Here is a 23,834-nt window from a genome sequence, read left to right on the forward strand (position 1 = left end):
CCAAAAAATGTGAAATTCTATTACCCAAAAAGCTGTTTTTATAGTATAATAGTACGGTGCAAAAAATGAATCACTGAATAGTAGGAAAGGATAGGGGATATGAAACAAGTTTTTCTCTCAACAACAACTGAATTTAAAGAGATCGACACGCTTGAACCGGGTACTTGGATCAACCTCGTCAATCCTACACAAAATGAATCGTTGGAAATCGCTAACGCCTTCGACATTGACATTGCCGACCTTCGAGCACCACTCGATGCGGAAGAAATGTCCCGTATTACCATCGAAGATGAGTATACTTTGATCATCGTGGACGTTCCCATCACAGAGGAAAGAAACAATCGTACCTACTACGTTACGATTCCGCTAGGGATTATCATCACCGAGGAAACCATTATCACCACCTGCTTGGAATCCCTCCCCGTTCTCGATGTCTTTATCAACCGTAGACTGCGCAACTTTTACACCTTCATGCGTTCACGCTTTATCTTCCAGATTCTCTACCGCAACGCCGAACTTTACCTTACGGCCCTTCGTTCGATCGACCGTAAGAGTGAACAAATCGAAAGTCAACTTCACAAGTCTACTCGAAACGAAGAGCTGATCGAGCTCATGGAATTGGAAAAGACCATCGTCTATTTCAAGGCCTCACTTAAGACAAATGAGCGCGTGATTAAGAAATTGACCAGTGCAACCAGCAATATCAAGAAATACCTAGAAGACGAAGACCTACTCGAAGACACTCTGATTGAAACCCAACAGGCCATCGAGATGGCAGATATCTATGGAAACGTCCTTCACTCTATGACAGAGACCTTTGCCTCTATCATTTCCAATAACCAGAACAATATCATGAAAACTCTGGCTCTCGTGACCATTGTCATGTCTGTCCCAACCATGATCTTCTCAGCCTACGGGATGAACTTTAAGGATAATGAAATCCCTTTGAACGGTGAACCACACGCCTTCTGGTTAATCGTCTTTATCGCCTTTGCTATGAGTGTTTCGCTCACTCTCTATCTCATCCATAAAAAATGGTTCTAAGAGGAATCCCTATGTCTCAGATTGATTTACAAAAATTAACCAAGAAAAACCAAGAGTTTATCCACATCGCTACCCAACAATTTATCAAAGATGGTAAAACAGACGCTGAAATCAAGGCTGTCTTTGAGGAAGTCATTCCTCAAATCCTTGAAGAGCAAGCCAAAGGGACGACCGCTCGCTCCCTCTATGGTGCTCCAACCCACTGGGCTCATAGCTTCACGGTCAAGGAGCAATACGAAAAAGAGCATCCAAAAGAAAATGACGATCCAAAACTCATGATTATGGACTCAGCCCTTTTTATCACTAGTCTCTTTGCATTGGTTAGCGCTCTGACTACCTTCTTCTCTACAGAACAAGCTATTGGCTATGGGTTGATTACCCTCTTGTTGGTTGGACTTGTAGGAGGACTTGCCTTCTACTTGATGTACTACTTTGTCTACCAGTATTATGGACCAGACACAGACCGTAGCCAACGTCCTCCATTCTGGAAGTCAATCCTCGTTATCCTGGCTTCTATGGTCCTTTGGTTGGTTGTCTTCTTTGCAACAAGCTTCCTACCAGCAAACCTCAATCCAGTCCTTGCTCCATTGCCTTTGGCTATCCTGGGAGCTGCCCTTCTCGCCCTTCGCTTCTATCTCAAGAAACGTTTTAACATCCGAAGTGCAAGCGCGGGCCCATCACGTTATTAAGAAAAGTGAAAAGCTATGGCATATAGTCAATCCTTAGCTCAGCAGATTCGAAAAATTCTAGCACTTAAACTTCCTCCCCAAATTTTCGAAGAAGAGCTAGAAGAAAAGAAACTGTTTGGTGGTCTTGCCTTTATGATTCGTGGGAAAATAGTCCTTACAGTCAGTTCCAGAAAGGACGAGCTGGTTATGGTGAGAATTGGCAAAGAAATGGAAAAGCAAGTTCTACCCCGAACAGGAGCTCATACTACATTGATGAGAGGGCGACCTTATCATGGCTATATAGACCTAGATATCGAAGGTCAAAAAGAGCTTCCTTACTGGATTGATTTAGCCCTCTCCTATAATCAAGAGTTGACCAAGTAACTCATATCTGGTTAGATTAGAAAAACGAAAAGCAACTGCTAAGGCGGTTGCTTTTTCACTTGCTTTCTTGAGATCCAATAGAACTTCTGAGTCTCATTCTTGTAGTTTTCTCTCATCTTTTATGATAAAATAGGCTAAATCTATTTGCAGGAGGATGAGATATGATTTCTACTATTGGTATCGTGAGCTTGTCTAGTGGTGTTATCGGAGAGGATTTTGTCAAACACGAAGTCGATTTGGGTCTCCAACGTCTCAAGGATTTGGGACTCAATCCTGTCTTTTTGCCCCATTCGCTAAAAGGGTTAGACTTTATCAAGGACCATCCGGAGGCACGTGCAGAGGATTTGATGCAGGCCTTTTCGGACGATAGCATCGACACGATCCTATGTGCCATTGGTGGAGACGATACCTATCGTTTGTTGCCCTACCTTTTTGAGAACGACCAGCTTCAAAAGGTTATCCAACAAAAGATTTTTCTTGGCTTCTCGGATACCACTATGAACCACCTTATGTTGCACAAACTAGGGGTCAAGACTTTTTATGGGCAATCCTTTCTAGCAGACATTTGTGAATTGGACAAGGAGATGTTGCCCTATAGCTTTCACTACTTTAAAGAACTGATCGAGACTGGGAGAATCTCAGAAATCCGCCCTAGCGACCTTTGGTATGAGGAACGGATTGACTTTAGTCCCAAGGCCCTGGGAACAGCTCGTATCAGTCATACAAATACTGGTTTTGACTTGCTACAAGGAAATGCTCAGTTTGAGGGAGAAATTCTCGGTGGTTGCCTTGAATCTCTCTATGATATCTTTGACAACTCTCGATACGCAGACAGCACGGAGCTCTGCCAAAAGTACAAACTCTTCCCTGACTTATCCGACTGGGAAGGAAAGATTCTTTTGTTAGAAACAAGCGAAGAAAAACCTGAGCCGGAAAACTTCAAAAAGATGGTGCTGGCTTTGAAAGAAACTGGGGTATTTGAGGTCATCAGTGGACTCTTGGTCGGAAAGTCAATGGATGAAACCTTCTATGACGACTATAAGGAAGCACTATTGGATATCATTGATAACAATATCCCGATTGTCTATAATCTGAATGTCGGTCACGCAACTCCAAGAGCCGTTGTACCCTTCGGCGTCCATGCTTATGTGGATGCAAAAGAGCAAGTCATTCGCTTTGACTATAATAAAAAAAGCTGAGAAGAGTTTCTCAGCTTTTTCTCTTGTATAACTACTAAAACGTCACATACTACTGATAACTAAAATAATGAAGGAGAGGCTGTTGCCTAACATATGAACAACTAGGGGATAGTAGATATTCTCCTTTTCTTTCACATAAATAATAGAAAAGGCAAGGCCACCACCTAGATAATCGACTGCACTGACCCACTCTGATAAAGCCAAACTGTGCATATGTGTCAAGGCAAAGACAAGTCCTACCAGAATAATGCTTAGTAAACCTGGCAACCGTTTTTGCAAGTAATGCAATAAAAGCTGACGGAACAAGAGTTCTTCCACCAAAGGTCCAATGATGCAGGCGAAAACTGCTAACAGTAGCGGTTGTTCTTGAAAGGTGCTTTGAATATTCGACTGGTTTAGACCTTGTCCGACTAACCCAAAAAACTGCTTCAACATCTCTGATACAAATTTAAAGACAAGCGTCATCAGAATGAGAAAGAGCCAACCTTTAAAAACGCCAAAGAAGAATTTTCTTTTAGTCTTTCTAATCTCATTCCATTGTTGGATTAATCTATCCTTGAACAAGAAAGAGCCATATAGTGCTAATACTACATAGACTAGATAATTCGCAATGGCAGATGGCATCGAAGAAGCCAGCAATTTAACGCCATCAAACACAAAGAGAACTGTATAGAGAATCGTAAAAATAAGAATTCCCTTATGTTTATTAGACATTATTTATCTCCCCTTCCACTCACAATCATTCTCATGATCGTCAACCAGACCAGCAGCTTGTAAAAATGACAAAACTGCGACTGGACCTGTAAACTTGAAACCTCGTTTTTTGAAATCTTGAGATAACTTTTCAGACAAGGCTGTTTTAGCAGGTGCTAGGTGATAGTCAGGAACATCATTCACGATCGTTTTTCCCTCAACAAAAGACCAGAGATAGGCATCAAAGGAGCCATATGCTTCCTGAACTTGTAAAAATGCTTGGGCGTTGGCACGCGTCGCAAAGAGCTTGGCACGATTTCGGATGATAGCTGGATTCTCTAACAAGGCTTCCAACTCCCCATCTGTCATTTCCGCGACCGCCTGAATTTGATAGCCATGAAATACTTCTCTGAATCCTTGGCGTTTGTTTAGTACCGTTTCCCAAGATAGACCCGACTGGTAAGTTTCCAAACAAAGCAACTCAAAAAGAGAACGGTCATCATGAAGGGGTTGGCCCCACTCTTCATCGTGATAAGCCACATATAATGGGTTGTTCATTTTAACCCAACCACAGCGTTTTGTCATAAAAATCTCCTATTTGACCAACATTTTAAGGGCCGACTTGATATAGTTCTCTGCTGTATCCATCGTCCCTTCAAAGAATTTCTTGATTTTCTTGAGCTCTGTTGCCTTGTAGCCTAACGCCAGCATGGCTTCCATAGCTTCTTCCAGTTCTTGATTTTCAGCACTGGCTTGCACAGCGACTTTGGCAGGAAGGTCATCACTAGCCACGACTACCTTGCCTTCCAAGTCTAGCACCATCTGCTGGGCTGTTTTCTTACCAATTTTAGGGAACTTGGTCAAGTAGGTGATGTTCTTAGTCTCGATGGCTTGAACCAGGCCAGCATTGTCATCGGCAGCAATGATTGCAAGAGCTGAAACAGGACCAATCCCTGAGACCGAAATCAGACTGAGGAAGAGTTTTTTCTCATCTTCTGAGCGAAAACCATAAAGCAGATGGGCATCCTCACGGACAACTTGGTGCACATAAATCTGAGTTTCTTGGTTAACCTGACCTGAGTAGACATAAGGATTGGCTACATGCAAGATATAGCCGATACCATTTGCCTCAAGGACGATATATTTAGCAGTGATTTTGGTAATGATTCCTTTAAGATATTCGTACATAATTTTTTCTCCATTGTTTTGCCTATCTAGTATACCATATTTCCCCAAGACAGACTGCAACAAAAGGTGCAACCTCTGGTTGACAAATAGTACAAGAGATTGTATTCTCATTATAAGTAAAAATTGTTAGGATAGAAGTAGAAAAAGGAGGATAGAATAATGAAACTCGCAGAAAAACTATTTGAGCTCAGAAAGGAAAAAGGTTGGTCCCAAGAAAAACTAGCAGAACAAATCAATGTTTCTCGGCAAAGCATCTCCAAATGGGAGTCTGGACAAGTACTTCCTGAAATCGAAAAAATCATTGAATTAAGCAGGATTTTTCAAGTGACAACTGACTATCTACTACTGGATGAAAACTCTGAAAAAGCTTCCACAGCAGTGACCTTGGAAGAAAACAAGGACAAATACTATAAAGAGGTTAAATCCTATGGTCTCTGGCAAGTGATTTATATTTTCGTCTTGGCTCTGGCTATCTATCTCTTTTTAGCTGGTTCTAGTTTTCCAGCCGAGTTAACCGCCTGGATTTGGCTGACCTTCGTTCTCTTGATTGCGTCTGCAGTTGCTATCAACAAGGCTCTCCAAACCAAACAACGTTATCTTGATAAGGTAATTGGTCCTGAGAATCCTTTGAACCAAGACGACTCTACAAAACCTTGAGTCAATTGAATCATATTTCTCATTACTTTTATAGAACTGGTCTTGTCAAGCAAGTGTAAACTTCGTGTCAAGCTGCCCATATCCAATCAAGTTCCCACTTTAGAAAAACTAAAAAGCCTTGTTCAAAAAGGAACAAAGGCTTTTTGTGTTCTTAATATTTCCCCAACTCTCGGAGGCTGGTATGATTCTCCTGAATGCGTCGGAACATCTTTTCCATATCCGACTTGGTGAAATGCACCAAAACAGGACGTCCGTGAGGACAGTTATAAGGATTGTCACATTGAGAGAGCTGATAGAGGAGTTGTCTGGCTGAGTGGTCATCGATGCGATGGTTTGCCTTGATAGACCGCTTGCAGGACATCATGATAGCCAGCTCTGCTCGGTATTTCTTGATCGAAACTTCCTTGGTCAAGAGCAGCATGTCGCACATCTCATAGATACCAGACTCGATTTCTTCTTCTGCCATCCAAATAGGATGTTCACGTAGGATAAATTGATTTTCTCCGTACTCTGCTAGAAAGACTCCAACTTCCTCTAAAAGAGGCATTCTTTCCTTGAGACGAAGGACATCATCCGCTGGAAATTCAAAGATATAGGGCACTAGGAGTTGTTGCTGGCTCTGGTCAACATTGCCGATGCTTTCACGGTATTCCTCGTACTTGACCCGTTCCTGAGCCGCATGTTGGTCTATTATGTAGAGCCCATCTCGCCCCTGGGCAAAGAGATAAGTACCGTGCATTTGTCCAAAAAATTCCAACTCTGGGAAGCTGGATGCTTCCTCTCGCTCCAACTTATCATAGGCTTTATCGAGACTAGCTAGATCTAACTCTGGGTGGTCTAGTTGGTCGTAGTTAGCAGGCTTTCTCTCTGCAAAATGCAGTTTTGCTGGCTTGGTCAACTGGTCCAAGGTTTCCTGGGCAAATAAGGTCAAATCTTTCCCTTCCTCAGTTAATTCAACCTGATGATCAGCTACCTCAGCTTGACTGGGTTTTGAGAGTTCTGTTTTTTCATAGTAGAGCGTATTTTCTTTGAGTGGGAGAATGGCCTGCTCTACCTTTTGACGATTGCGTACGGTGGATTTGGCAAGATTTTCCAAGGCATCCGGTATCAAGGTCTGTTCCTTAAGACTCTTTGCGATAGCTTCTGAGACAAGTGCCATCAGCTCTCTTTCCTTAGAAATTCGCACCTCTTGCTTGGTTGGATGCACATTGACATCCGCTAGATAAGGGTCGATATGGATGTGAATGACAGCCAGTGGAAAACGCCCTACCATGAGTTTGCTGCCATAACCATCCAAAATAGCACGATTGAGCAAGAAGTTCTTGATATAACGGCCATTGATGAAGAGGCTGATATAGTTACGATTTGCTCGGGTTAATTCAGGTAAAGACACAAAACCTGTAATTTCAAAATCTAAGTCAGAGTTCTCAATTTCAATCATCTTCTTGGCACTCGCCAAACCATAAATCCCTGCGATGGCTTGGCGCAGTTGACCAGTCCCTGCTGTCCGTGTCATTTCCTTGCCATCACTGATTAAACTAAAAGAAATCTCAGGATGGGCCAATCCCAGACGGTTGACAATATCAATGATATGAGACAACTCCGCTTGCTGGCTCTTCATATACTTGAGACGAGCTGGTGTATTGAAAAAGAGGTCCTCCACACAAACTTTGGTTCCAACAGGACTAGTCGCTGGGATGACTTCCTCAACTTCACCCCCACGCGCAACGAGCTTAGTCCCATGACTCGCACCATCCACCGCGGTCAACAGAGTCAAGACACTGACAGACGCGATAGAGGGCAGGGCTTCACCACGAAAACCAAGCGTCCGAATCCGAAAGAGGTCTGCTTGATTTTTTATCTTACTGGTCGCATGACGACGCAGGGCCAATTCCACCTCATCGTGGGCAATTCCATGACCATTATCTGTGATTTGGATCTTCTTGAGACCGGCTTCCTCAATCTCAATGATAATCTGGCTAGAGCCAGCATCAATGGCATTTTCTACCAACTCTTTGACCACACTGGCAGGACGTTCAATGACCTCTCCAGCCGCGATCTGGTTTGCCAACACCTCTGGCAATTCAATAATATGAGACATCTTTCAGCCCCTTTCTGTATCTATTTTCCTAGAAATTGATTAGTGCTATTATACCATATTTCAGATACTACCAGAAAAAGCAAATACCACATAGACTCCAAATCTCTCCACATAGACAAAAGCTCTTGCCATGGGTCGTAAAATAGTGTTTAATAAAGGTGTACAGGAAGTGATCACAACCTTGTATAACTGAAAAGGAGGGAAATTTATGAAAGTAGAACTACAGATTAAAGAGACTTACGAGGAGGAAAAGCTGATTGTCCAAACTCCTCAGCCGACCGAAAAAGTCCAGAAAGTCATCGAGTTCGCTGAAAATCTAGACCAAAAAGAAACAATCAAAGGTAAGATTGATTATCAGGTCTATCTAATTAAGGTTAGTAAGATTCAACGCTTCTATATCGAGAATCGCAAGGTTCTAGCAGAAACTGCTAGTCAGACCTACAGTATTGATTTGCGACTCTATCAGGTTCTTGAAATGCTGCCGACCACTTTTATCCAAATTTCCCAATCAGAAATCGTTAATATTGACGCTATCTCTCATCTCAAACTCACGCCCAACGGTCTGGTTGAAATTTTCTTAAAAAACGAAAGCTTCACCTACTCTTCACGCCGTTACCTAAAAACCATCAAGGAGAAATTAGAACTATGAAAAAACAAATCTTTCACGATGCAGCCGCTGGTGTACTCATCGGCCTCATCCTCTCTATCCTCTTTTCACTCATGTACGCCCCAAATACCTATGCTCCACTTAGTCCCGAGTCTCTTATCGGCCAAGTGATGGCTCAACATCAGGTTCACGGTGCCCTGGTCTTACTCTACTGCATGATCATCTGGTCAGCTATCGGCGTTCTCTTTAGTTTTGGCAGTCGCTTATTCAGCCGTGACTGGAGCCTGCTCCGTGCCACACTTTCCCACTTCTTCCTCATGCTGGCTGGCTTTGTTCCACTAGCAACTCTGGCTGGTTGGTTCCCCTTCCACTGGACCTTCTATCTCCAGCTCATTCCAGAGTTTGCGATCGTCTACCTCATCATCTGGGTCATTCTCTATAAAAGAGAAGCAAAAAAAGTAGACCACATAAATCAACTCTTGGCTCATAAAAAGTAATAGAGAAAAACCCACTCACAAATACATGAGTGGGATTCTTTTTATAATTTTTGTTTGAACTCAACTAAGACATTCATAGCCTGCATAGGTGTCATGTTGTAAACATCTAGTTTAGCTAATTCTGCTAGGATAGGATTTTCTGCTGGCGTTTCAAAGAGAGAAATCTGTTCCGTGACGGCGCTAGTTTGCCTCATCGGAGCTGGGCTTTCTTGTCCCTGACTCTCCAGTTGCGTTAAAATCTTATCCGCTCTTGCTAAAAGTTCTCCTGGTAAGCCAGCGATCTTAGCAACATGGATACCGTAGGATTTATCAGCTGGACCTGGTTCAATCTTGTGAAGGAAGGTAACCTGTCCATCCTGTTCTAAGGTTGCCACGTGGACATTGACCAAGTGTTCCAAGCTAGACTCCAGACTGGTCAACTCATGGTAGTGGGTCGCAAAGAGGGTTTTGGCTCCGATATGTTCATGGATGTATTCGATGATGGATTGGGCCAGAGCCATTCCGTCATAAGTTGCAGTTCCGCGTCCCAATTCATCAAAGAGAATCAAGGAGTCCTTGGTCGCATGCGAAATGGCATTGTTGGCCTCCATCATCTCCACCATAAAGGTTGATTGACCTGAAACCAAGTCATCTGCTGCTCCGATACGGGTAAAGATAGCATCGAAGATAGGCAAATGGGCGCTTTCTGCCGGCACATACGAGCCTAGCTGGGCCATAACCGCCGTCATAGCTAACTGGCGCATGTAGGTGGACTTCCCGCTCATGTTGGGTCCCGTAATCAGTTGAATGCTGATATCTTCTGACATCTGGATACTGTTTGGAATGTAGGTCTGCGCTCCCATAACCTTTTCGACGACAGCATGGCGACCTTTCTGGATAGTGATTTGTGAGTCGTCTCCGAACTCAGGTCTGATCAAATGCTGGGTTTCAGCCACAACTGCTAGACTTTGCAAGACATCAACTGTCGCAATTCCTTGGGCTAGAGCCTGCAAGCGCTGGATATACTTGCTGACTTCCTCACGGATACGCATAAAGATTTCGTACTCTAGATTAGCTGACTTCTCACGCGCCTCCAGCATATCCCCCTCGATACGGGCCAATTCCTCAGTACCAAAGCGTTCTGAGTTTTTCAGCGTTGCCTTGCGGAAAAAGTGGGCTGGCACATTTCCCAGTTGCGAATTAGTCACATGGAAATAGTAGCCATCTTTTTTATTGTAGTCAATCTTGAGCGTGCTGATGCCAGAGTTTTCTCTCTCTTTTGCCTCAATCTCAGCAATCCAGCTAGTCCCTTCTCTAAGCACACGACGGTACTTGTCTAAGGTCTCATCAAATCCCGTACGGATAATGCCACCTTCCGTAATCACATGAGGAGCTTCAGGAGCAATGGCAGCGCTAATCAAGCTCTCCAACTCCGGAATGGCATCCAGCTGTGCGATGAGATAGGCCAGGGCAGGTTGCTCCATCCCTTCTAAAATCGCACGAATCCGTGGCACACTAGATAAGGTGGTCGCCAACTGCAAGAGATCCTTGGGATTGGTTTTGCCAAAAGAAACCCGACTAGCCAAACGTTCGATGTCATAAACACCTTTGAGACTGTCCGTTAAATCGCTGCGCTCAAAGAAGTGGTCAAGAAAGACCTGCACCACCTCTTGACGTTGGACGATTCGCTCCTTATCAATCAAAGGACGATGAATCCAAGAACGCAAGAGCCGCATGCCCATAGCCGTCTTGGTTTCATCTAAAAGCCAGAAAAGACTGCCTTGCTTCTTGCCTGAGCGGGCATTCTCAACCAAATCCAGACTAGTCTTGGTCGCATAATCCATCTGTAAGAAATCTTTGATTTCATAGCGGATAACTGGTTTGAGGTGGTTCAATTCCCGCATCTGGGTCCGGTGAACATACTGGAGCAGCTTACTAGCTGCCGCTTGCTCCACAGCTGCCAGTCGTGGATCCAGTAAATGAAGGTCCTCAAAGCCTTCCTTCTCATAAGAAAGCACCAGATTCATCTGGCGGCTGAGGATTTGTTCTTCTTCCTCAGACAAGTCATAACCCAGCACCACTTCTCGAGCCTTGAGATTGCGAATTTCCCCACAAACCAACGTGAAATCCAATAGCCCCGTCACATAGAAATCACCTGTCACCAGATCCATATAAGCCAGACCAAATTGATTGCCATCGCGATCTAAGGAAACCAAGAAATTATTCTGACTATCTGGCTTACTGCTATCGACGACCGTTCCAGGTGTGATGACCTGGACCACCTCTCGCTTGACAACACCAACCGCTTGTTTGGGATCTTCCATCTGTTCGGCTATGGCTACCTTATAGCCCTGCTCAATCAGAACATCGATATACTGCTGGGCAGAATGATAGGGGACACCCGCCATGGGTATCGGATTTTCTGCATTTTTATTCCGACTCGTTAAGGAAATTTCTAAAATTTGCGCTGCATTAATTGCATCTTCATAGAACAACTCGTAAAAATCACCCATCCGAAAAAGCAAAAAAGCATCTGGGTATTGTTTCTTAATATCCACATACTGTTGCATGCCGGGTGATAGCTTTTCTGTTGCCATTTTCCGTCTCTCCTTGCTAAAAATAAGTCTTGAGAGCAACTCCCAAGACCTTATTTATCTTTCATCAAATCTAGCAAACGATCTTCCATCAGCTTGGCAACGTGCTGGTCTCGACAAATAACCAATAAGGTATTAGCACCAGCAACCGTTCCTAAAATCCATTCATCCTTGTTTGCATCTACAATGTTTGCTAAGACTGCAGCTTCCCCAAGTTTGGTATGCAGTACCAAGGTGAACTCTGCTCTTGCAACTCCTTCTAAATGATGAGACAAAAACTCAACTAAATCAATCTTATCTGTCTCATTTGCTAGTACATAATACACCATATCATTTTTCTTAACCTTGGTCAAGCCGATTTCACGCAAATCACGCGACAAAGTCGTTTGTGTCACATAAACATTACGAGCTTCTAAACGATCTTGAATCTCTTTTTGTGTCCCAAGTTTTTCTTCGGTGATCATCTTTTTAATCAATTGATGCCGTTCTCTTTTTCTCATATTATCCTCTTAAGTGAATATTTATAACAAGTTTTACATTTATTTTATAACTACATTATACCAAAAAAAATAGATAATTCAAAAAAATTCTTTTCTTTCTCAAAAAATGTAGTAAATTGTGTTAAAATAGTAAAAAAGCCCAAAAGGAGCCCTTATGAATACAAAAGAATTGATTGCTAGCGAGTTGGCTAGCGTCATTGATAGCCTGGACCAAGAGGCTATTTTAAATTTACTGGAAACACCTAAAAACTCAGAAATGGGAGACATCGCCTTCCCTGCCTTTTCTCTAGCAAAGGTCGAGCGTAAAGCTCCGCAAATGATTGCAGCAGGTATTGCTGAAAAAATCAATAGTCAAGCCTTTGAAAAGGTTGTTGCTACAGGACCTTACGTCAACTTTTTCCTTGATAAATCTGCTATTTCGGCTCAGGTATTGCAGAATGTCATCACTGAAAAAGAACACTATGCCGACCAAACCATTGGCAAGCAAGAAAATGTCGTTATCGACATGTCTAGTCCCAATATCGCAAAACCATTCTCTATTGGGCACTTGCGTTCAACAGTTATCGGAGATAGCTTGTCACATATTTTCCAAAAAATCGGTTATCAAACGGTCAAGGTCAACCACCTAGGAGACTGGGGCAAACAGTTTGGAATGTTGATTGTTGCCTACAAGAAATGGGGAAATGAGGAAGCCGTTAAAGCGCATCCAATCGATGAACTTCTTAAACTCTACGTTCGCATCAATGCTGAAGCTGAAAAAGACCCTAGCTTGGATGAAGAAGCACGCGAATGGTTCCGCAAACTGGAAAATGGAGATGAGGAAGCCCTCGCTCTCTGGCAATGGTTCCGTGATGAAAGTTTAGTGGAATTCAACCGCCTTTACAATGAATTACAAGTCGAATTTGACAGCTACAACGGGGAAGCCTTTTACAATGATAAGATGGATGCTGTTGTAAACATTCTCGCTGAAAAAGGACTTCTTGTTGAGTCAGAAGGAGCCCAAGTTGTCAATCTTGAGAAATATGGAATTGAACATCCAGCCCTTATCAAAAAATCTGATGGTGCAACTCTCTATATCACACGTGACTTGGCTGCAGCCCTTTACCGTAAAAACGAATACCAATTTGCAAAATCCATCTATGTTGTTGGTCAAGAGCAATCTGCCCACTTCAAACAACTCAAGGCAGTACTACAAGAGATGGGCTACGATTGGAGCCAAGACATTGTCCATGTTCCGTTTGGATTGGTAACAAAAGAAGGGAAAAAACTCTCTACTCGTAAAGGAAATGTCATCTTGCTAGAGCCTACTATTGCAGAGGCTGTTAGTCGTGCCAAGGCACAAATCGAAGCGAAAAATCCTGAGTTAGAAAATAAAGACCAGGTTGCCCACGCTGTTGGAGTTGGGGCTATCAAGTTCTATGATCTTAAGACCGACCGTACAAATGGATATGACTTTGACCTTGAAGCTATGGTATACTTTGAAGGAGAAACTGGACCTTATGTTCAATACGCCTACGCTCGTATCCAATCTATCTTGCGCAAAGCCGATTTCAAACCAGATACAGCTGGCAACTACAGCCTGAATGATGCTGAAAGCTGGGAAATCATTAAACTACTCCAAGACTTTCCACGTATTATCAATCGTGCAGCAGATAACTTTGAACCTTCTATCATTGCGAAATTTGCGATTAGTTTGGCTCAAGCCTTTAACAAATATTATGCACATACACGTATCCTAGATGAAAGTCCTGAGCGTGACAGTCGTCTAGCCCTCAGCTACGCAACCGCAGTCGTCCTCAAAGAAGCTCTTCGTTTGCTCGGAGTAGAAGCACCAGAGAAGATGTAAATCGCCAAAGTTACTTGATTGCAGAGCAATCTAAGTAACTAACGCCAAATCCTATTCGGACTTTGGCTAGGCGCTTCACTAGTAAAGAAACATAAATATTGTCGATTTATGTTTCTTTACGTCGTAACTATGGTGATTTGGCTTGGCACTTTACTAATTCGATCTATTCACTACTATTTATCACACTGGGAGATTTCCTATGAACCAATATGCTTATATCCTCGTTGTACTTAGCTTGGTTTTCCTTTTTCTGCTTAATAAGTACGAGAAGGAAAGACTTCAAAGACTTTACCAAGAGCAACTCTTGAAGGACGAGACATTTAGGTCTGACATCAAAGAGAAAATTCACACGACTGAAAATATCAATGATGTCATTGCACATATCAATAAAACTTACCATCTGGGAATGTTGCTCTCAAAAGACGTCACAGATCAATTGAAATAACCGAAATCCGAGAAGCTTTCTTCTCGGATTTTTTAGGCTTACCATATTCCCCTTGGAGAAATTTCATTAATGCATGTAAAATTTTTCTGTAATTTTCTATATTTTTTCAAAATGTCCTTGCATTTCTTTTAAGTTTTTTGTAGAATAGTAGCTGTATATTCAGATTATTCTGAAAATTTAAAAATAGGAGTACTTATTCAGTATCCTACCGGGCAGGCAGTTGAAGCTGCTTCAGCCAAATACATCTCTCAATTTGTGGGTATGTATGCCTCTGTTCTTGGAGAATGGTCCCGTTATTTGATCACCTTTATCGCCTTTCTTTGTATCTTTGGAACGGTCATCACCGTTATCGATGGCTACTCTCGTGTCAATCAGGAATCCCTACGACTCTTGATTCGTCAAAAAGAGGATACTCGCAAATCTTTGAACACCTGGATGACCATTACCGCTATCATTGGTATCGTAATTATTAAATTCTTTGCTGATCAAGTTTCTACCATGCTTCGCTTTGCCATGATCGGTTCTTTCCTGACAACACCATTCTTCGCTATCTTGAACTATGTTTTGGTGACACGTGAGAATAAAAATCTTCCTTCTTGGCTAAAACTCCTCGCTATCGCAGGATTGATTTTCCTCTTTGGCTTCGCTATCTTCTTTATCTATGCACTTGCCATCGGAAAAGCAGGATAGTTTATAAAATGGCACCCTGACAGGGTGCTTTTTGCATACTCAAAAGCAGTTGAAAATCTCAACTGCCCCTCAGTACTACTTTATTTTTCTGTTTCTAACTCATACAAATCCGCAATAATCGCTGCGACCTTTTTAATATCTCCCAGCATGCCACGCATTTCAAAGTCTGCTAGGACCGGGAAGCCAAAGCGCTGGCTATACTGCTTGGCTGTCAGACAGTATTGATTGTTAAAATTGCGATTACCAGATCCCACCACCCCAAAACACTTACTGGCATTGTCTCCATAGGCGATAAAATCACCCACTGGAGTCGTTAGGATCTCAACATCGCCGTTATCGACACCATTTCCACCTTCTAGATAGGTTGGTAAAAAGGCGACATAGGGGTGATCCATCTCAAAGAAATCTTTCCCTTCCTTGACCAAATCCTTGATATGGATCTTTTGGACCTCAATCCCTTCGTGCTGGGACAAGAGATAGTCCTTGAGTCGGGTTACAAAACTCTCTGTATTCCCGCTCAAACTGATATAAACTAAGGATATTTTTTTCATATTGACCTCGATTTTTATTTTTGGATATTAAAAGAACTACCAAGATTGTAACTTGATAGTTCTCTTTTGTCAATACTTAGGCAACTTCCTCTGCTTCGGCTTCCTCAGCCAAATCTTTTTGCTGGCGCCACATCTTGTAAAAGACTAAGGCTAAAAAGAGGACATTGATAATCATGAACAAAATAACAGTTCCTTTTGCTAATGCGCCTATTCCTAAGCCTAGGGTATCATCTTTGATCAATTGAATTGCATCTTGAATGTTCACAAAAGAATAGACCAAACCAACAATCGCTAGCAAAAGATAGCCAAGATAAGCATAGTTTGCAAATTGGACGTTTTTACGAACTAAGAACACAAAGGCTACCACAACTAAAATAGCAGATAAAACAATCAAAACTACATTAAAAATTGAGTGCGATGCCGCTGTTACTTGGTAGGTATAGTTAACCGTGTCTTCTATTTGCTGAGCAGTAAGGGACCCACTATTAGATAGGCTCGCACGAAGAACTTCCTTGCTAGGGACTGGGCCCAAGATGCCAAATAATGACGAAGCAGAAATGAGTGCTGATAGGACTAACAAAATCCAGAGATAAATTGGTTTCTTTTTCATATTATCCTCCTATAAAACCTTTTGGACATTATAGCATTTTTTGTACAGGAATACAACTTTTACAAGCTGGTTTCAACTTGTTTGCGATAAGCTTTCGGTGATTTTCCGCACAATTTACGGAAAACCTTGTAGAAATATCCAACATTACTGTAACCAACTGCATAGCAAATATCTTCAATGCTATCACTGGTCGAAAGCAAGAGCTGTTGCGCTGCCTTAATTCGCTGTTTGTTGAGCAGTTCTGCAAAGGTCGAGTTGGTTTCTCGCTTGATCAGTTGACCAAGGTAGACTGGGTTGATATAGAGATCCTTGCTGATGTCCTTAAGTGATAACTCTTTTTGATAATCACGACCAATCACCTCTAGAACGCTGACCACATTTTCATTCATGCGGTACTGGCCAAAGAACTTGGTCAAGGTTTCTTTGATATAGGCAACCAATTCTTCAAAGGTGTTAATAGCATGAATAGCTTTTACAATCTCGGTCATATCATCTGCTTTTAGGTGTTCAAACAAATGAAAGACATCCATGACAAACTGGGTAAAGAGCTGCTTTGTGATGGCCACGCGCGGGGTATTCTTCAAAACAACCTTCTCTAGCAGGGTTAATTCTTCGATGATTTGATTGATATTCCCTTGGATAATCACCCGATAAATCGGCTCGTAATAAGCAAACAAACTCTCGGATTTTTCTAGATTAACAGAACCGTAGAAGAGGGCTTTTTCAGCATTGATCTTCCAATTCTCAAAGGACTGCTGGTAGGGTGCTTCAAATGGTGTCACGACGATGCCATCTAGCGGTTGATCAGAGATGAAAATCTGCCAGTCTTGCCCCAAAACATAGTAAGGAATGGTAAAAGACCCCTGCTTTTCCTTGGATAGACCAATCCACCAGCTGTCTTTACCTGACAGGTAGTTCGTAAATCCTGTCTCATCCAATTCTTGACTGAGGGTCTGACTTTGCTCCACCTTTTCCTGAAGCTGCTGCGCAATCTTTTCTAATAAATTGCCCAACTCCACCTTGTCTACTGGCTTGACCAGATAATCCACGACACTAAGGTTCATGGCTTTTTTGACGTAGTCAAACTCCTGATAACCAGACAGCAAGATATAATAGGTATCTGGAAGTAGCTCTTTCATTTCCCTAATCATCTCAAGTCCGGTTTTATCTGGCATGTTGACATCGGAAATGACCACATCTACTGGATTTTTCTTAACATAGTCCAAAGCATCATATGCGTGATTAGCTGTTGCGACGACTTGCATATCCCATTTTTCAAAGGGGATTAATCGCTTGAGCCCCTCTGTCACCATGTACTCATCGTCTACTAATAAAACTTTATACATTTCTACCCTTTCTATTCATCCTGGATAGTGATATGGTAACGAACCCCCTCTTGCTCAGCTGACTCTACACTGATTTGGTAGCGATCCCCAAAGTAGAGAACAAAGCGTTCGTGTACATTTACTATTCCAATTGATTGCCGCTCCCCACTATAGCTTGCCTCGTGTTCAAAACTTCTCTGAGCTAATTTTTCTTGCAAGCTAGCTAGTTTCTCAGCGGGCATTCCCCGACCATTGTCTTCCACTAGGATTTCAACGAAGCCTTGGCCCTTCAAGGCTTTGATACTGATGACATTATCCGTTCTGCGATGGTCAACACCATGGGCAAAGTAGTTTTCTACTAATGGTTGGAGTGTAAATTTTGGAATCCTCATTTCTTCCAATTCTGGTGCAATCTTGAAACCATAGGCAATGGATTTAGGATAACGCACCATACAGAGATAGCTATATTTTCGGCAAAATTCCAACTCCTGCTTCAAGGTCGTTTCCCGCTCGTCAGAGATATTGTTGCGTAACAAGCTGCTAAATTCATAGATAATATCTGCCAGTTCATCCTGACTTTGCATGACGGCATACATCCGTAAAAACTCCAGAGTATTGTACATAAAGTGAGGATTGATTTGAGCCTGCAGGGCTCGCATATTGGCATCCTTTTGGCTGAGCTCTAGCTGATAGATATCATGGATATTTTTTTCCAGGCGATCCAACATATCATTGGTTGTTTCTGCAATGAGAAGCAACTCTTGGTCTTTTTCAGAGGTATCGATTCGAAGGCCTTCTTCTCCTTGAGCAATCACCTCGATCGAATCAACTAGGTCTACAACCTGCTTTTGGTAGTTTGAAAAAGTCTGTCTAAGGGTCACGTACAAAATGATGATAAAGAGAATACTTAGCCCAATAATGACAGCTGAACTCGTCAAAGTTCCTGTAAGAACAAAATTTTTAGGAACAGCAACTCGAACCTGATAACCGTGAGAGGTGACACCTACAAACCAGTTTTCTCGCTCAGCTGATACCTTCTCCCCAATATGAAACATCTCGGTCTCAAAAGGCGAAGTTACTGTTACAGCCATTGGGATATGGCCCCGAGTATTGTCAATAGCGCCATGTAAAACATCTGGGGATAGGGAGATATAGATCACTCCTAAATCCTTGTCAGACACAGGATCAGAAACAGGAATAGCAAAACTATTAGCTGTTGGCTTAAAATCCTCCGCAGGAATTTTCTCTCCACTGCGTTTTTCTCTAGTCGAAACATAGACTTCCTTATAGTCCTGAAGAACAATGGCCACTCCAGTCACAAAATCATTCCGAACATAGAGGTCGTCGATATTTTCATACAAGGAAACCGAGATATAGGGCGAAGCCTTGCGCTCTAATTGCCAATAAAAATAGTCTGGTGTACTGAGACTAAAGTACTTGTAAATCCCTTCGATGCGGGCCTGATTTTCAACCAAAGACTGAGCGAGTTGGGTTGACTCTCTGTGATAATATTCCACTTCACTCACTGTCCGAGTGGTTACACGTTCTGCAACCCGTTGGGCCTCTTTCTCACGTGAGTCCCAGTCAGCATACGATAGCATAATCGCAAAACTAGCAATGACCACGATCATAACCGAACTATAAATCCGTAAAAGAGAGTGAAGCCAGAACTGCTTCATTCTATTTTGTTGCCAATTTTTCATGGATACTTTCATAAATAGGTTCCAACATATCACTGATAAAGAAATGCCACATTCCAATTCCTACAAAAAAGAGCAAGGCAGGCATATAATAACCAACTCCTACAAGGAGAGCGGACCCGAGTAAAACCTTGGCAATCGCAGGTAGGCTCATAAAAATTCCGATAAGGGACAGTTTCAAGGTATTTTGGTAGGATAAATCAAAGTACACCTGAAGTTTCAAGGAAACAGTATAGGCTAGAAAGACAAGAGCAACTACAAGGACATTGAGAAAGGTCGCCAAGAGGTGGAAAATGGTCTGGTGGGGCAATTGAACTAGAAGATATAAAGCATAAACCAGTACAAAATCTACAAACACAAAACTATAGAAAGCCAGATTGCTCTTGACAAAATTGCTCTTATACAATTCCCATGCTTCCTTCAAATGGTATGCTCGATAGGTATACCCATGCTCCGCATACAAACTCATCAGAGTGGCACTAGCTGGTGCCAAACCCAAAACTACTCCTCCTGCTAGTGTTAATAGCCAGAAATAAGCCGTCGCAATCATTCCCAAAAAGATACGATTAAAGACGAATTCTAGAAATTTTCCCATGCTACTCTCCTTAAACTAACGATGTAACTATTATATCATATTTCAAGCGTTTTCAAAAATATAGAACTCCCATTTACAATCCTCAAAAAGCGTGATACAATTGATTTTATTAGTCTATATCAAGGAGAAACTCATGAAGAAAAATATCTTAACCACCCTCTTGGCCGCCGTCCTCTACTTTCTCTGTCTAGGGATTGGAGTCTTCCTAGGACACCTGGTCGACCAGATAGGCAATATGTTCTATGCGCCTGCCTTTTCTGCCCTTGTCGGTGGCAGTGTCTACATGCTTCTTTTGACGAAGGTCCCTCGTTTTGGCGCTATCACCACTCTAGGACTTTTTATGGCACTTTTCTTCCTAGCTAGCAATCATGGCGCTGGTGCCTTTCTCCCAGGAGTCGCCTGTGGTCTTGCAGCAGATGCCATCGCTCGTCTCGGAAACTACAAAGACCGAATCAAAAACACCCTCTCCTTCCTCGTCTTTGCTTTTAGCACAAGTGGCCCTATCTTCCTCATGTGGATCCGTCCCAAAGCTTACATGGCCACCTTACTTGCGCGTGGGAAATCCCAAGAATACATTGACCGTATCATGGTCGCTCCAGAGTTGGACAAAATCCTTCTCTTTGTTTCAAGCATCCTCCTAGGTGCCTTGATGGGTGCTTTGATAGGGCAAACCATTAGTAAAAAGCTTACACACAAGATCTAATCACTAAAAAAGAGCCCTTCGGCTCTTTTTATTTATGACTTAATTTCTTGGTCAAGAAATCTCCCAAAAACTGGATTGTAAAGATAATCAAGATGATAATGATAGTCGCCAAGATGGTCACATCGTGATTGTAGCGGTTGAATCCATAGGCAATGGCTACGTTACCGATACCACCAGCTCCAACCGCTCCCGCCATAGCTGTTTCACCGACAAGGGAAATCAAGGTTACAGTTGTCACACGGATCAAGTCTGGTAGACCTTCTGATAGATAAACACCTACGATGTCCCAGAAAGTAGCTCCGCTAGCTTGAGCTGCCTCGATGACACCACCATCTAGCTCAGCCAATACCACCTGTACTTGACGGGCAAAGAAGGCAAAGACTGCAAATGAAAGCGGCACAAGAGCTGCATTTGGCCCGATGCTCGTCTTCACAATCAAGTGAGAGAGTGGCGACATGATTGCCAAGAGGATGATGAAAGGAACCGCACGGAAAATAGAGGTAACCTTGTCTAAAATCCAAAAGATAACCTTATTTTCCAAGACACCACCTGGCGCTGTCAAGACGAGGAAAAGACCTGCCACCAACCCCAAGAACCCTCCGATGATGAAGGAAAGAACTGTCATATAAAGAGTAAGGTAAATGGCTGTTCCCCAGCCTGCCTGACCAGACCAGCCCATCTTGTAGACATTTGGTAGATAAGTTTGAATCAACTCTGTCATTTTACTGTCCTCCCTTCAATACTTTTAACTGGACACCAGCTTGACGGATGGCTTCTTGAGCACCTGCTAGCGCTGCTTTTTCACCTGACAACACCACAACCAATTCTCCAACGGGAGTGCCATCGAGAATTTCGATATTTCCATAGAGGATATTAGCCGTTACTTGGTAATGTTTGTACAATTCATTTAAAAGTGGTTCGTCTGTCGAAGCCCCTGCATACTTGAGCTGCACTAAAATACTGTTCTCAGATAAATGTTCTACGATTTCTTGCTTCTCAATCTTAACCATGGCTTCGTCAATACCTGTGGCAGTTGAGATGAAGTCTTGAGTCAAAGGTTGTTTAGGATTTGAGAAGATTTCAAGAACACTGCCCTCTTCAATCAAACGGCCATCCTGCATAACTGCCACACGATTAGCAATGTCTTTGACAATCTGCATTTCGTGTGTAATCAGGACAACGGTCAAGCCTAATTTTTGGTTCAAATCTTGTAGCAAGGCCAAAATCTGCTTGGTTGTCTTAGGATCAAGGGCAGAAGTTGACTCATCTGAAATCAAGATTTTTGGGTCATTGGCTAAGGCACGCGCAATAGCCACACGCTGTTTTTGCCCTCCTGATAGTTGTGAAGGGTAGTTTTCAGCACGATCCGCCAAGCCAACCAAGTCTAACAACTTAGCTACTTTGGCTTTCTTTTCTTCCTTGCTGAGTCCAGAGTGTTTGAGGGCAAAGGCTACATTTTCCTCTGCTGTCTTTTGACTCATCAGGTTGAAATGCTGGAAAATCATCCCGATATCTTGACGTTTGCGACGCAACTGCTCTGCCGTCAAGGTCACTCTGCCGTTAAAAATAACGTCGTTATCAATGGTAATTTTCCCTGCAGATGGTTTTTGCAAGAGGTTAATCACCCGTACAAGGGTTGATTTCCCTGCTCCAGAATATCCAACGATTCCGTAGATATCCCCTTCTTGAATGTGAATGGTCACATCCTTGACCGCTGTGATGGTTCTCTTCTTTTGGTGAAAAGTCACATCGATCTGATCTAACTTGATAATATCTCTACTCATAGCTTCTAATCAGCTCCTCTACTAATTCAATATGGGTGTAGTAATCGGCGATTCGCACGTTTTCATCTCCACCATGGTCTCGGCTATTGGCATTTCCTAGACCGAAGGCTACCATGGGTACCTCTAGGGCATCAAAGACCGTGTGCATCGGTCCTGTCCCCGCTGTTGTTGGCAAGACTGATACGCCCTGTGGATAGAATTTCTTGGCCAACTCGATTACATTGAGAATGGCTGGCGCGCTCATATCGCTTCGATAACTCATCTCTCCCAAGGTATAGTATAATTCTACCTTATCAAAGCCATTTTTGTCTAGCTGTTTCCGAATTTTTTCCAGAACATCATGCGGTTCTAGGCCAGGAACCAAACGAACCTCTAGCTTAGCACTGGCTTCTGCTGGCAAAATCGTTTTCACCCCTTGACCTTGATAACCTGACTGAATCCCTTCGATATTAAGGGCTGGCTCGAAAAAGAACCGTTTTAGAAAGGCTGCGCGGTCCTCCTGTAAGAGAGGCAATTCCAAGCCATAAATGCGACTAATTTCCTCAGGATTGCGTTGGGCGTAGGTATCTACCAAGGCTAGTTCTCGTTCATTTGGCTCTTGAACATCCTCATACAAGCCTTCTACCAAGATACGTCCATCAGCAGCTCGCAGGCTACTTAAGGCCTGGATAAGGTACCACGGCGCCGACTCCACAACACCACCATAACTCGAGTGGATATCCACATCCGCACTTTTCACCTTAGCATCAAAGGTTACAATTCCCTTGTTCCCGCCAGAGATTTCCAGCTGTTCCAAGGCGTTCTTGGTCCCTTGTTCCCAGACTAGCAAGTCCGCCCCACGAAGTTTGTCTGCGTGTTTCTCTAAATACTTATCTAGATCCATGGAAGCAGACTCCTCTGCCCCTTCCATGATAAAGCTGATATTGACAGGTAGGTCATCGTGGTGCTGCATATACTTTCTCAGAGCACTCAAACGAGCTGTGATGTGGCCTTTGTCGTCGTCAACCCCACGTCCATACATAAAGCCATTTCGCACAGAAAGGGTAAAAGGATTCTCTGTCCACACCTGGTCGCCATCTGCTGGAACGGTGTCATAGTGATTATAGAAGATCAAGGTCTTGGCATCCGGACGCGAACTCTTGAAATGCGCCATGACAAAGGGAGCCGTGTAGCTCTCATCAATCTCCACTTCAGCCCCCACACGCTTGAAAATCTCACCCAGATAGTTTGCGACTTCCTTGAGTCCAACCTGCTGGGCAAAGACGGATTTCTTGGAAATTAAGGTGCGCAAGACTTCAAAATAATGTTGGGCCACATGATCCTTTTCAAATTTTTCAATCTGCTCTTGTTCGCTAGAAAAAACCATTTTCTCTCTCTTTCTACTACGTACTTTTGTCCTCAGAACGACCACAAGTGCCTCTTTAAAATCAACTCTCTATACAAAAGTAAGAGGTGGAAACTCTCTCCCACCTCC

General features: G+C 42.9%; 24 protein-coding genes and 1 pseudogene. 11 read left to right on the forward strand and 14 right to left on the reverse strand.

Annotation, left to right across the window (positions count from 1 at the left end; translation table 11 throughout):
- The first annotated feature begins 99 nt into the window (after window positions 1–99).
- The 4 genes from A0739_RS04585 (at window position 100) to A0739_RS04600 (ending at window position 3,295) form a co-directional block, all read left to right on the forward strand.
- The gene (locus tag A0739_RS04585) at window positions 100–1,044 is read left to right on the forward strand and encodes a magnesium transporter CorA family protein (protein WP_000815620.1); all 945 of its coding nucleotides are present in this window, start codon (window positions 100–102) and stop codon (window positions 1,042–1,044) included.
- Between the two features lie 11 nt (window positions 1,045–1,055).
- A complete protein-coding gene (locus A0739_RS04590; RefSeq protein ID WP_061587210.1) occupies window positions 1,056–1,733 on the forward strand; it encodes a DUF1129 domain-containing protein in 678 nt (225 codons plus the stop codon).
- A gap of 15 nt (window positions 1,734–1,748) precedes the next feature.
- Complete coding sequence (locus A0739_RS04595) at window positions 1,749–2,096, forward strand: hypothetical protein (RefSeq protein WP_061587211.1); 348 nt, start codon at window positions 1,749–1,751, stop codon at window positions 2,094–2,096.
- 161 nt (window positions 2,097–2,257) lie between these two features.
- A complete protein-coding gene (locus A0739_RS04600; RefSeq protein ID WP_061587212.1) occupies window positions 2,258–3,295 on the forward strand; it encodes a S66 family peptidase in 1,038 nt (345 codons plus the stop codon).
- 42 nt (window positions 3,296–3,337) lie between these two features.
- On the opposite strand, the gene A0739_RS04605 is transcribed toward A0739_RS04600, so the two are convergent.
- From A0739_RS04605 to ruvA, 3 genes are read right to left on the reverse strand one after another with little or no spacing between them, the layout of a single operon-like run.
- Window positions 3,338–4,012: a CPBP family intramembrane glutamic endopeptidase gene (locus A0739_RS04605; protein WP_061587213.1), complete on the reverse strand. Its 675-nt coding sequence runs from the start codon at window positions 4,010–4,012 to the stop codon at window positions 3,338–3,340.
- Window positions 4,013–4,573, reverse strand: a complete 561-nt coding sequence (locus A0739_RS04610; protein ID WP_061587214.1) for a DNA-3-methyladenine glycosylase I — start codon at window positions 4,571–4,573, stop codon at window positions 4,013–4,015.
- Window positions 4,574–4,582: 9 nt separating this feature from the next.
- Window positions 4,583–5,176 (reverse strand): Holliday junction branch migration protein RuvA, encoded by a 594-nt coding sequence (gene ruvA / locus A0739_RS04615; protein WP_061587215.1) that lies wholly within the window; start codon window positions 5,174–5,176, stop codon window positions 4,583–4,585.
- A 159-nt stretch (window positions 5,177–5,335) separates the two neighbouring features.
- Here ruvA and A0739_RS04620 point away from each other — a divergent pair, with 159 nt between their 5' ends.
- Window positions 5,336–5,833, forward strand: a complete 498-nt coding sequence (locus tag A0739_RS04620; protein ID WP_061587216.1) for a helix-turn-helix domain-containing protein — start codon at window positions 5,336–5,338, stop codon at window positions 5,831–5,833.
- Between the two features lie 151 nt (window positions 5,834–5,984).
- Here the strand turns inward: A0739_RS04620 and mutL are convergent, their stop codons facing one another.
- Window positions 5,985–7,934, reverse strand: coding sequence for a DNA mismatch repair endonuclease MutL (gene mutL, locus A0739_RS04625; protein ID WP_061587217.1), 1,950 nt, complete (start codon window positions 7,932–7,934; stop codon window positions 5,985–5,987).
- A 208-nt stretch (window positions 7,935–8,142) separates the two neighbouring features.
- Here mutL and A0739_RS04630 point away from each other — a divergent pair, with 208 nt between their 5' ends.
- The gene (locus A0739_RS04630) at window positions 8,143–8,583 is read left to right on the forward strand and encodes a LytTR family DNA-binding domain-containing protein (RefSeq protein ID WP_033630435.1); all 441 of its coding nucleotides are present in this window, start codon (window positions 8,143–8,145) and stop codon (window positions 8,581–8,583) included.
- Entirely contained in the window at window positions 8,580–9,038 is a 459-nt protein-coding gene (locus tag A0739_RS04635; protein WP_033630436.1) for a DUF3021 domain-containing protein, read from the forward strand. The genes A0739_RS04630 and A0739_RS04635 overlap by 4 nt, the downstream gene beginning before the upstream one ends.
- Before the next feature lie 41 nt (window positions 9,039–9,079).
- Here A0739_RS04635 and mutS read toward each other — a convergent pair whose 3' ends face one another.
- Both mutS and argR read right to left on the reverse strand, forming a co-directional pair.
- A complete protein-coding gene (mutS, locus tag A0739_RS04640; RefSeq protein ID WP_033630437.1) occupies window positions 9,080–11,614 on the reverse strand; it encodes a DNA mismatch repair protein MutS in 2,535 nt (844 codons plus the stop codon).
- Between the two features lie 50 nt (window positions 11,615–11,664).
- Window positions 11,665–12,111 (reverse strand): arginine repressor, encoded by a 447-nt coding sequence (gene argR, locus A0739_RS04645; RefSeq protein WP_001231483.1) that lies wholly within the window; start codon window positions 12,109–12,111, stop codon window positions 11,665–11,667.
- A gap of 154 nt (window positions 12,112–12,265) precedes the next feature.
- Here argR and argS point away from each other — a divergent pair, with 154 nt between their 5' ends.
- The 3 genes and pseudogenes from argS to A0739_RS04660 form a co-directional block, all read left to right on the forward strand.
- Window positions 12,266–13,957: an arginine--tRNA ligase gene (gene argS, locus A0739_RS04650; protein ID WP_061587218.1), complete on the forward strand. Its 1,692-nt coding sequence runs from the start codon at window positions 12,266–12,268 to the stop codon at window positions 13,955–13,957.
- A 199-nt stretch (window positions 13,958–14,156) separates the two neighbouring features.
- Window positions 14,157–14,402, forward strand: a complete 246-nt coding sequence (locus A0739_RS04655; RefSeq protein WP_061587219.1) for a hypothetical protein — start codon at window positions 14,157–14,159, stop codon at window positions 14,400–14,402.
- Between the two features lie 183 nt (window positions 14,403–14,585).
- Window positions 14,586–15,092, forward strand: a pseudogene (locus tag A0739_RS04660) (divalent metal cation transporter); the annotation flags it as partial.
- 80 nt (window positions 15,093–15,172) lie between these two features.
- Here the strand turns inward: A0739_RS04660 and nrdI are convergent.
- From nrdI to A0739_RS04685, 5 genes are all read right to left on the reverse strand, one after another.
- A complete protein-coding gene (nrdI, locus tag A0739_RS04665) occupies window positions 15,173–15,643 on the reverse strand; it encodes a class Ib ribonucleoside-diphosphate reductase assembly flavoprotein NrdI (protein WP_000724234.1) in 471 nt (156 codons plus the stop codon).
- Between the two features lie 76 nt (window positions 15,644–15,719).
- A complete protein-coding gene (locus tag A0739_RS04670) occupies window positions 15,720–16,253 on the reverse strand; it encodes an ABC transporter permease (RefSeq protein WP_042767646.1) in 534 nt (177 codons plus the stop codon).
- 59 nt (window positions 16,254–16,312) lie between these two features.
- Window positions 16,313–17,599 (reverse strand): response regulator transcription factor, encoded by a 1,287-nt coding sequence (locus tag A0739_RS04675; protein ID WP_061587220.1) that lies wholly within the window; start codon window positions 17,597–17,599, stop codon window positions 16,313–16,315.
- An 11-nt stretch (window positions 17,600–17,610) separates the two neighbouring features.
- Window positions 17,611–19,281: a sensor histidine kinase gene (locus A0739_RS04680; protein ID WP_082243813.1), complete on the reverse strand. Its 1,671-nt coding sequence runs from the start codon at window positions 19,279–19,281 to the stop codon at window positions 17,611–17,613.
- Complete coding sequence (locus A0739_RS04685; protein ID WP_061587221.1) at window positions 19,259–19,873, reverse strand: YesL family protein; 615 nt, start codon at window positions 19,871–19,873, stop codon at window positions 19,259–19,261. The genes A0739_RS04680 and A0739_RS04685 overlap by 23 nt, the downstream gene beginning before the upstream one ends.
- Window positions 19,874–20,006: 133 nt before the next feature.
- On the opposite strand from A0739_RS04685, the gene A0739_RS04690 reads away from it, so the two are divergent.
- Window positions 20,007–20,576: an MptD family putative ECF transporter S component gene (locus A0739_RS04690; RefSeq protein WP_061587222.1), complete on the forward strand. Its 570-nt coding sequence runs from the start codon at window positions 20,007–20,009 to the stop codon at window positions 20,574–20,576.
- 28 nt (window positions 20,577–20,604) lie between these two features.
- On the opposite strand, the gene A0739_RS04695 is transcribed toward A0739_RS04690, so the two are convergent.
- From A0739_RS04695 to A0739_RS04705, 3 genes are read right to left on the reverse strand one after another with little or no spacing between them, the layout of a single operon-like run.
- Window positions 20,605–21,297, reverse strand: coding sequence for a methionine ABC transporter permease (locus A0739_RS04695; RefSeq protein WP_061587223.1), 693 nt, complete (start codon window positions 21,295–21,297; stop codon window positions 20,605–20,607).
- Between the two features lies 1 nt (window position 21,298).
- Entirely contained in the window at window positions 21,299–22,360 is a 1,062-nt protein-coding gene (locus A0739_RS04700; protein WP_045592762.1) for a methionine ABC transporter ATP-binding protein, read from the reverse strand.
- A complete protein-coding gene (locus tag A0739_RS04705) occupies window positions 22,353–23,726 on the reverse strand; it encodes a M20 family metallopeptidase (RefSeq protein WP_061587224.1) in 1,374 nt (457 codons plus the stop codon). Before A0739_RS04705 ends, A0739_RS04700 begins: the two co-directional genes overlap by 8 nt.
- Window positions 23,727–23,834 lie beyond the last annotated feature (108 nt).

Origin of the sequence: Streptococcus oralis (assembly GCF_001588645.1) — a bacterium.
GTDB classification, from domain to species: domain Bacteria; phylum Bacillota; class Bacilli; order Lactobacillales; family Streptococcaceae; genus Streptococcus; species Streptococcus oralis_AB.

Excerpts from the sequence above, each read along its gene's own strand:
- A0739_RS04585 (WP_000815620.1), top strand. The coding sequence starts at position 100 with ATGAAACAAGTTTTTCTCTCAACAACAACTGAATTTAAAGAGATCGAC.
- A0739_RS04590 (WP_061587210.1), top strand. The coding sequence starts at position 1,056 with ATGTCTCAGATTGATTTACAAAAATTAACCAAGAAAAACCAAGAGTTT.
- A0739_RS04595 (WP_061587211.1), top strand. The coding sequence starts at position 1,749 with ATGGCATATAGTCAATCCTTAGCTCAGCAGATTCGAAAAATTCTAGCA.
- A0739_RS04600 (WP_061587212.1), top strand. The coding sequence starts at position 2,258 with ATGATTTCTACTATTGGTATCGTGAGCTTGTCTAGTGGTGTTATCGGA.
- A0739_RS04610 (WP_061587214.1), bottom strand. The coding sequence starts at position 4,573 with ATGACAAAACGCTGTGGTTGGGTTAAAATGAACAACCCATTATATGTG.
- ruvA (WP_061587215.1), bottom strand. The coding sequence starts at position 5,176 with ATGTACGAATATCTTAAAGGAATCATTACCAAAATCACTGCTAAATAT.
- A0739_RS04620 (WP_061587216.1), top strand. The coding sequence starts at position 5,336 with ATGAAACTCGCAGAAAAACTATTTGAGCTCAGAAAGGAAAAAGGTTGG.
- mutL (WP_061587217.1), bottom strand. The coding sequence starts at position 7,934 with ATGTCTCATATTATTGAATTGCCAGAGGTGTTGGCAAACCAGATCGCG.
- A0739_RS04630 (WP_033630435.1), top strand. The coding sequence starts at position 8,143 with ATGAAAGTAGAACTACAGATTAAAGAGACTTACGAGGAGGAAAAGCTG.
- A0739_RS04635 (WP_033630436.1), top strand. The coding sequence starts at position 8,580 with ATGAAAAAACAAATCTTTCACGATGCAGCCGCTGGTGTACTCATCGGC.
- mutS (WP_033630437.1), bottom strand. The coding sequence starts at position 11,614 with ATGGCAACAGAAAAGCTATCACCCGGCATGCAACAGTATGTGGATATT.
- argR (WP_001231483.1), bottom strand. The coding sequence starts at position 12,111 with ATGAGAAAAAGAGAACGGCATCAATTGATTAAAAAGATGATCACCGAA.
- argS (WP_061587218.1), top strand. The coding sequence starts at position 12,266 with ATGAATACAAAAGAATTGATTGCTAGCGAGTTGGCTAGCGTCATTGAT.
- A0739_RS04655 (WP_061587219.1), top strand. The coding sequence starts at position 14,157 with ATGAACCAATATGCTTATATCCTCGTTGTACTTAGCTTGGTTTTCCTT.
- nrdI (WP_000724234.1), bottom strand. The coding sequence starts at position 15,643 with ATGAAAAAAATATCCTTAGTTTATATCAGTTTGAGCGGGAATACAGAG.
- A0739_RS04670 (WP_042767646.1), bottom strand. The coding sequence starts at position 16,253 with ATGAAAAAGAAACCAATTTATCTCTGGATTTTGTTAGTCCTATCAGCA.
- A0739_RS04675 (WP_061587220.1), bottom strand. The coding sequence starts at position 17,599 with ATGTATAAAGTTTTATTAGTAGACGATGAGTACATGGTGACAGAGGGG.
- A0739_RS04680 (WP_082243813.1), bottom strand. The coding sequence starts at position 19,281 with ATGAAAAATTGGCAACAAAATAGAATGAAGCAGTTCTGGCTTCACTCT.
- A0739_RS04685 (WP_061587221.1), bottom strand. The coding sequence starts at position 19,873 with ATGGGAAAATTTCTAGAATTCGTCTTTAATCGTATCTTTTTGGGAATG.
- A0739_RS04690 (WP_061587222.1), top strand. The coding sequence starts at position 20,007 with ATGAAGAAAAATATCTTAACCACCCTCTTGGCCGCCGTCCTCTACTTT.
- A0739_RS04695 (WP_061587223.1), bottom strand. The coding sequence starts at position 21,297 with ATGACAGAGTTGATTCAAACTTATCTACCAAATGTCTACAAGATGGGC.
- A0739_RS04700 (WP_045592762.1), bottom strand. The coding sequence starts at position 22,360 with ATGAGTAGAGATATTATCAAGTTAGATCAGATCGATGTGACTTTTCAC.
- A0739_RS04705 (WP_061587224.1), bottom strand. The coding sequence starts at position 23,726 with ATGGTTTTTTCTAGCGAACAAGAGCAGATTGAAAAATTTGAAAAGGAT.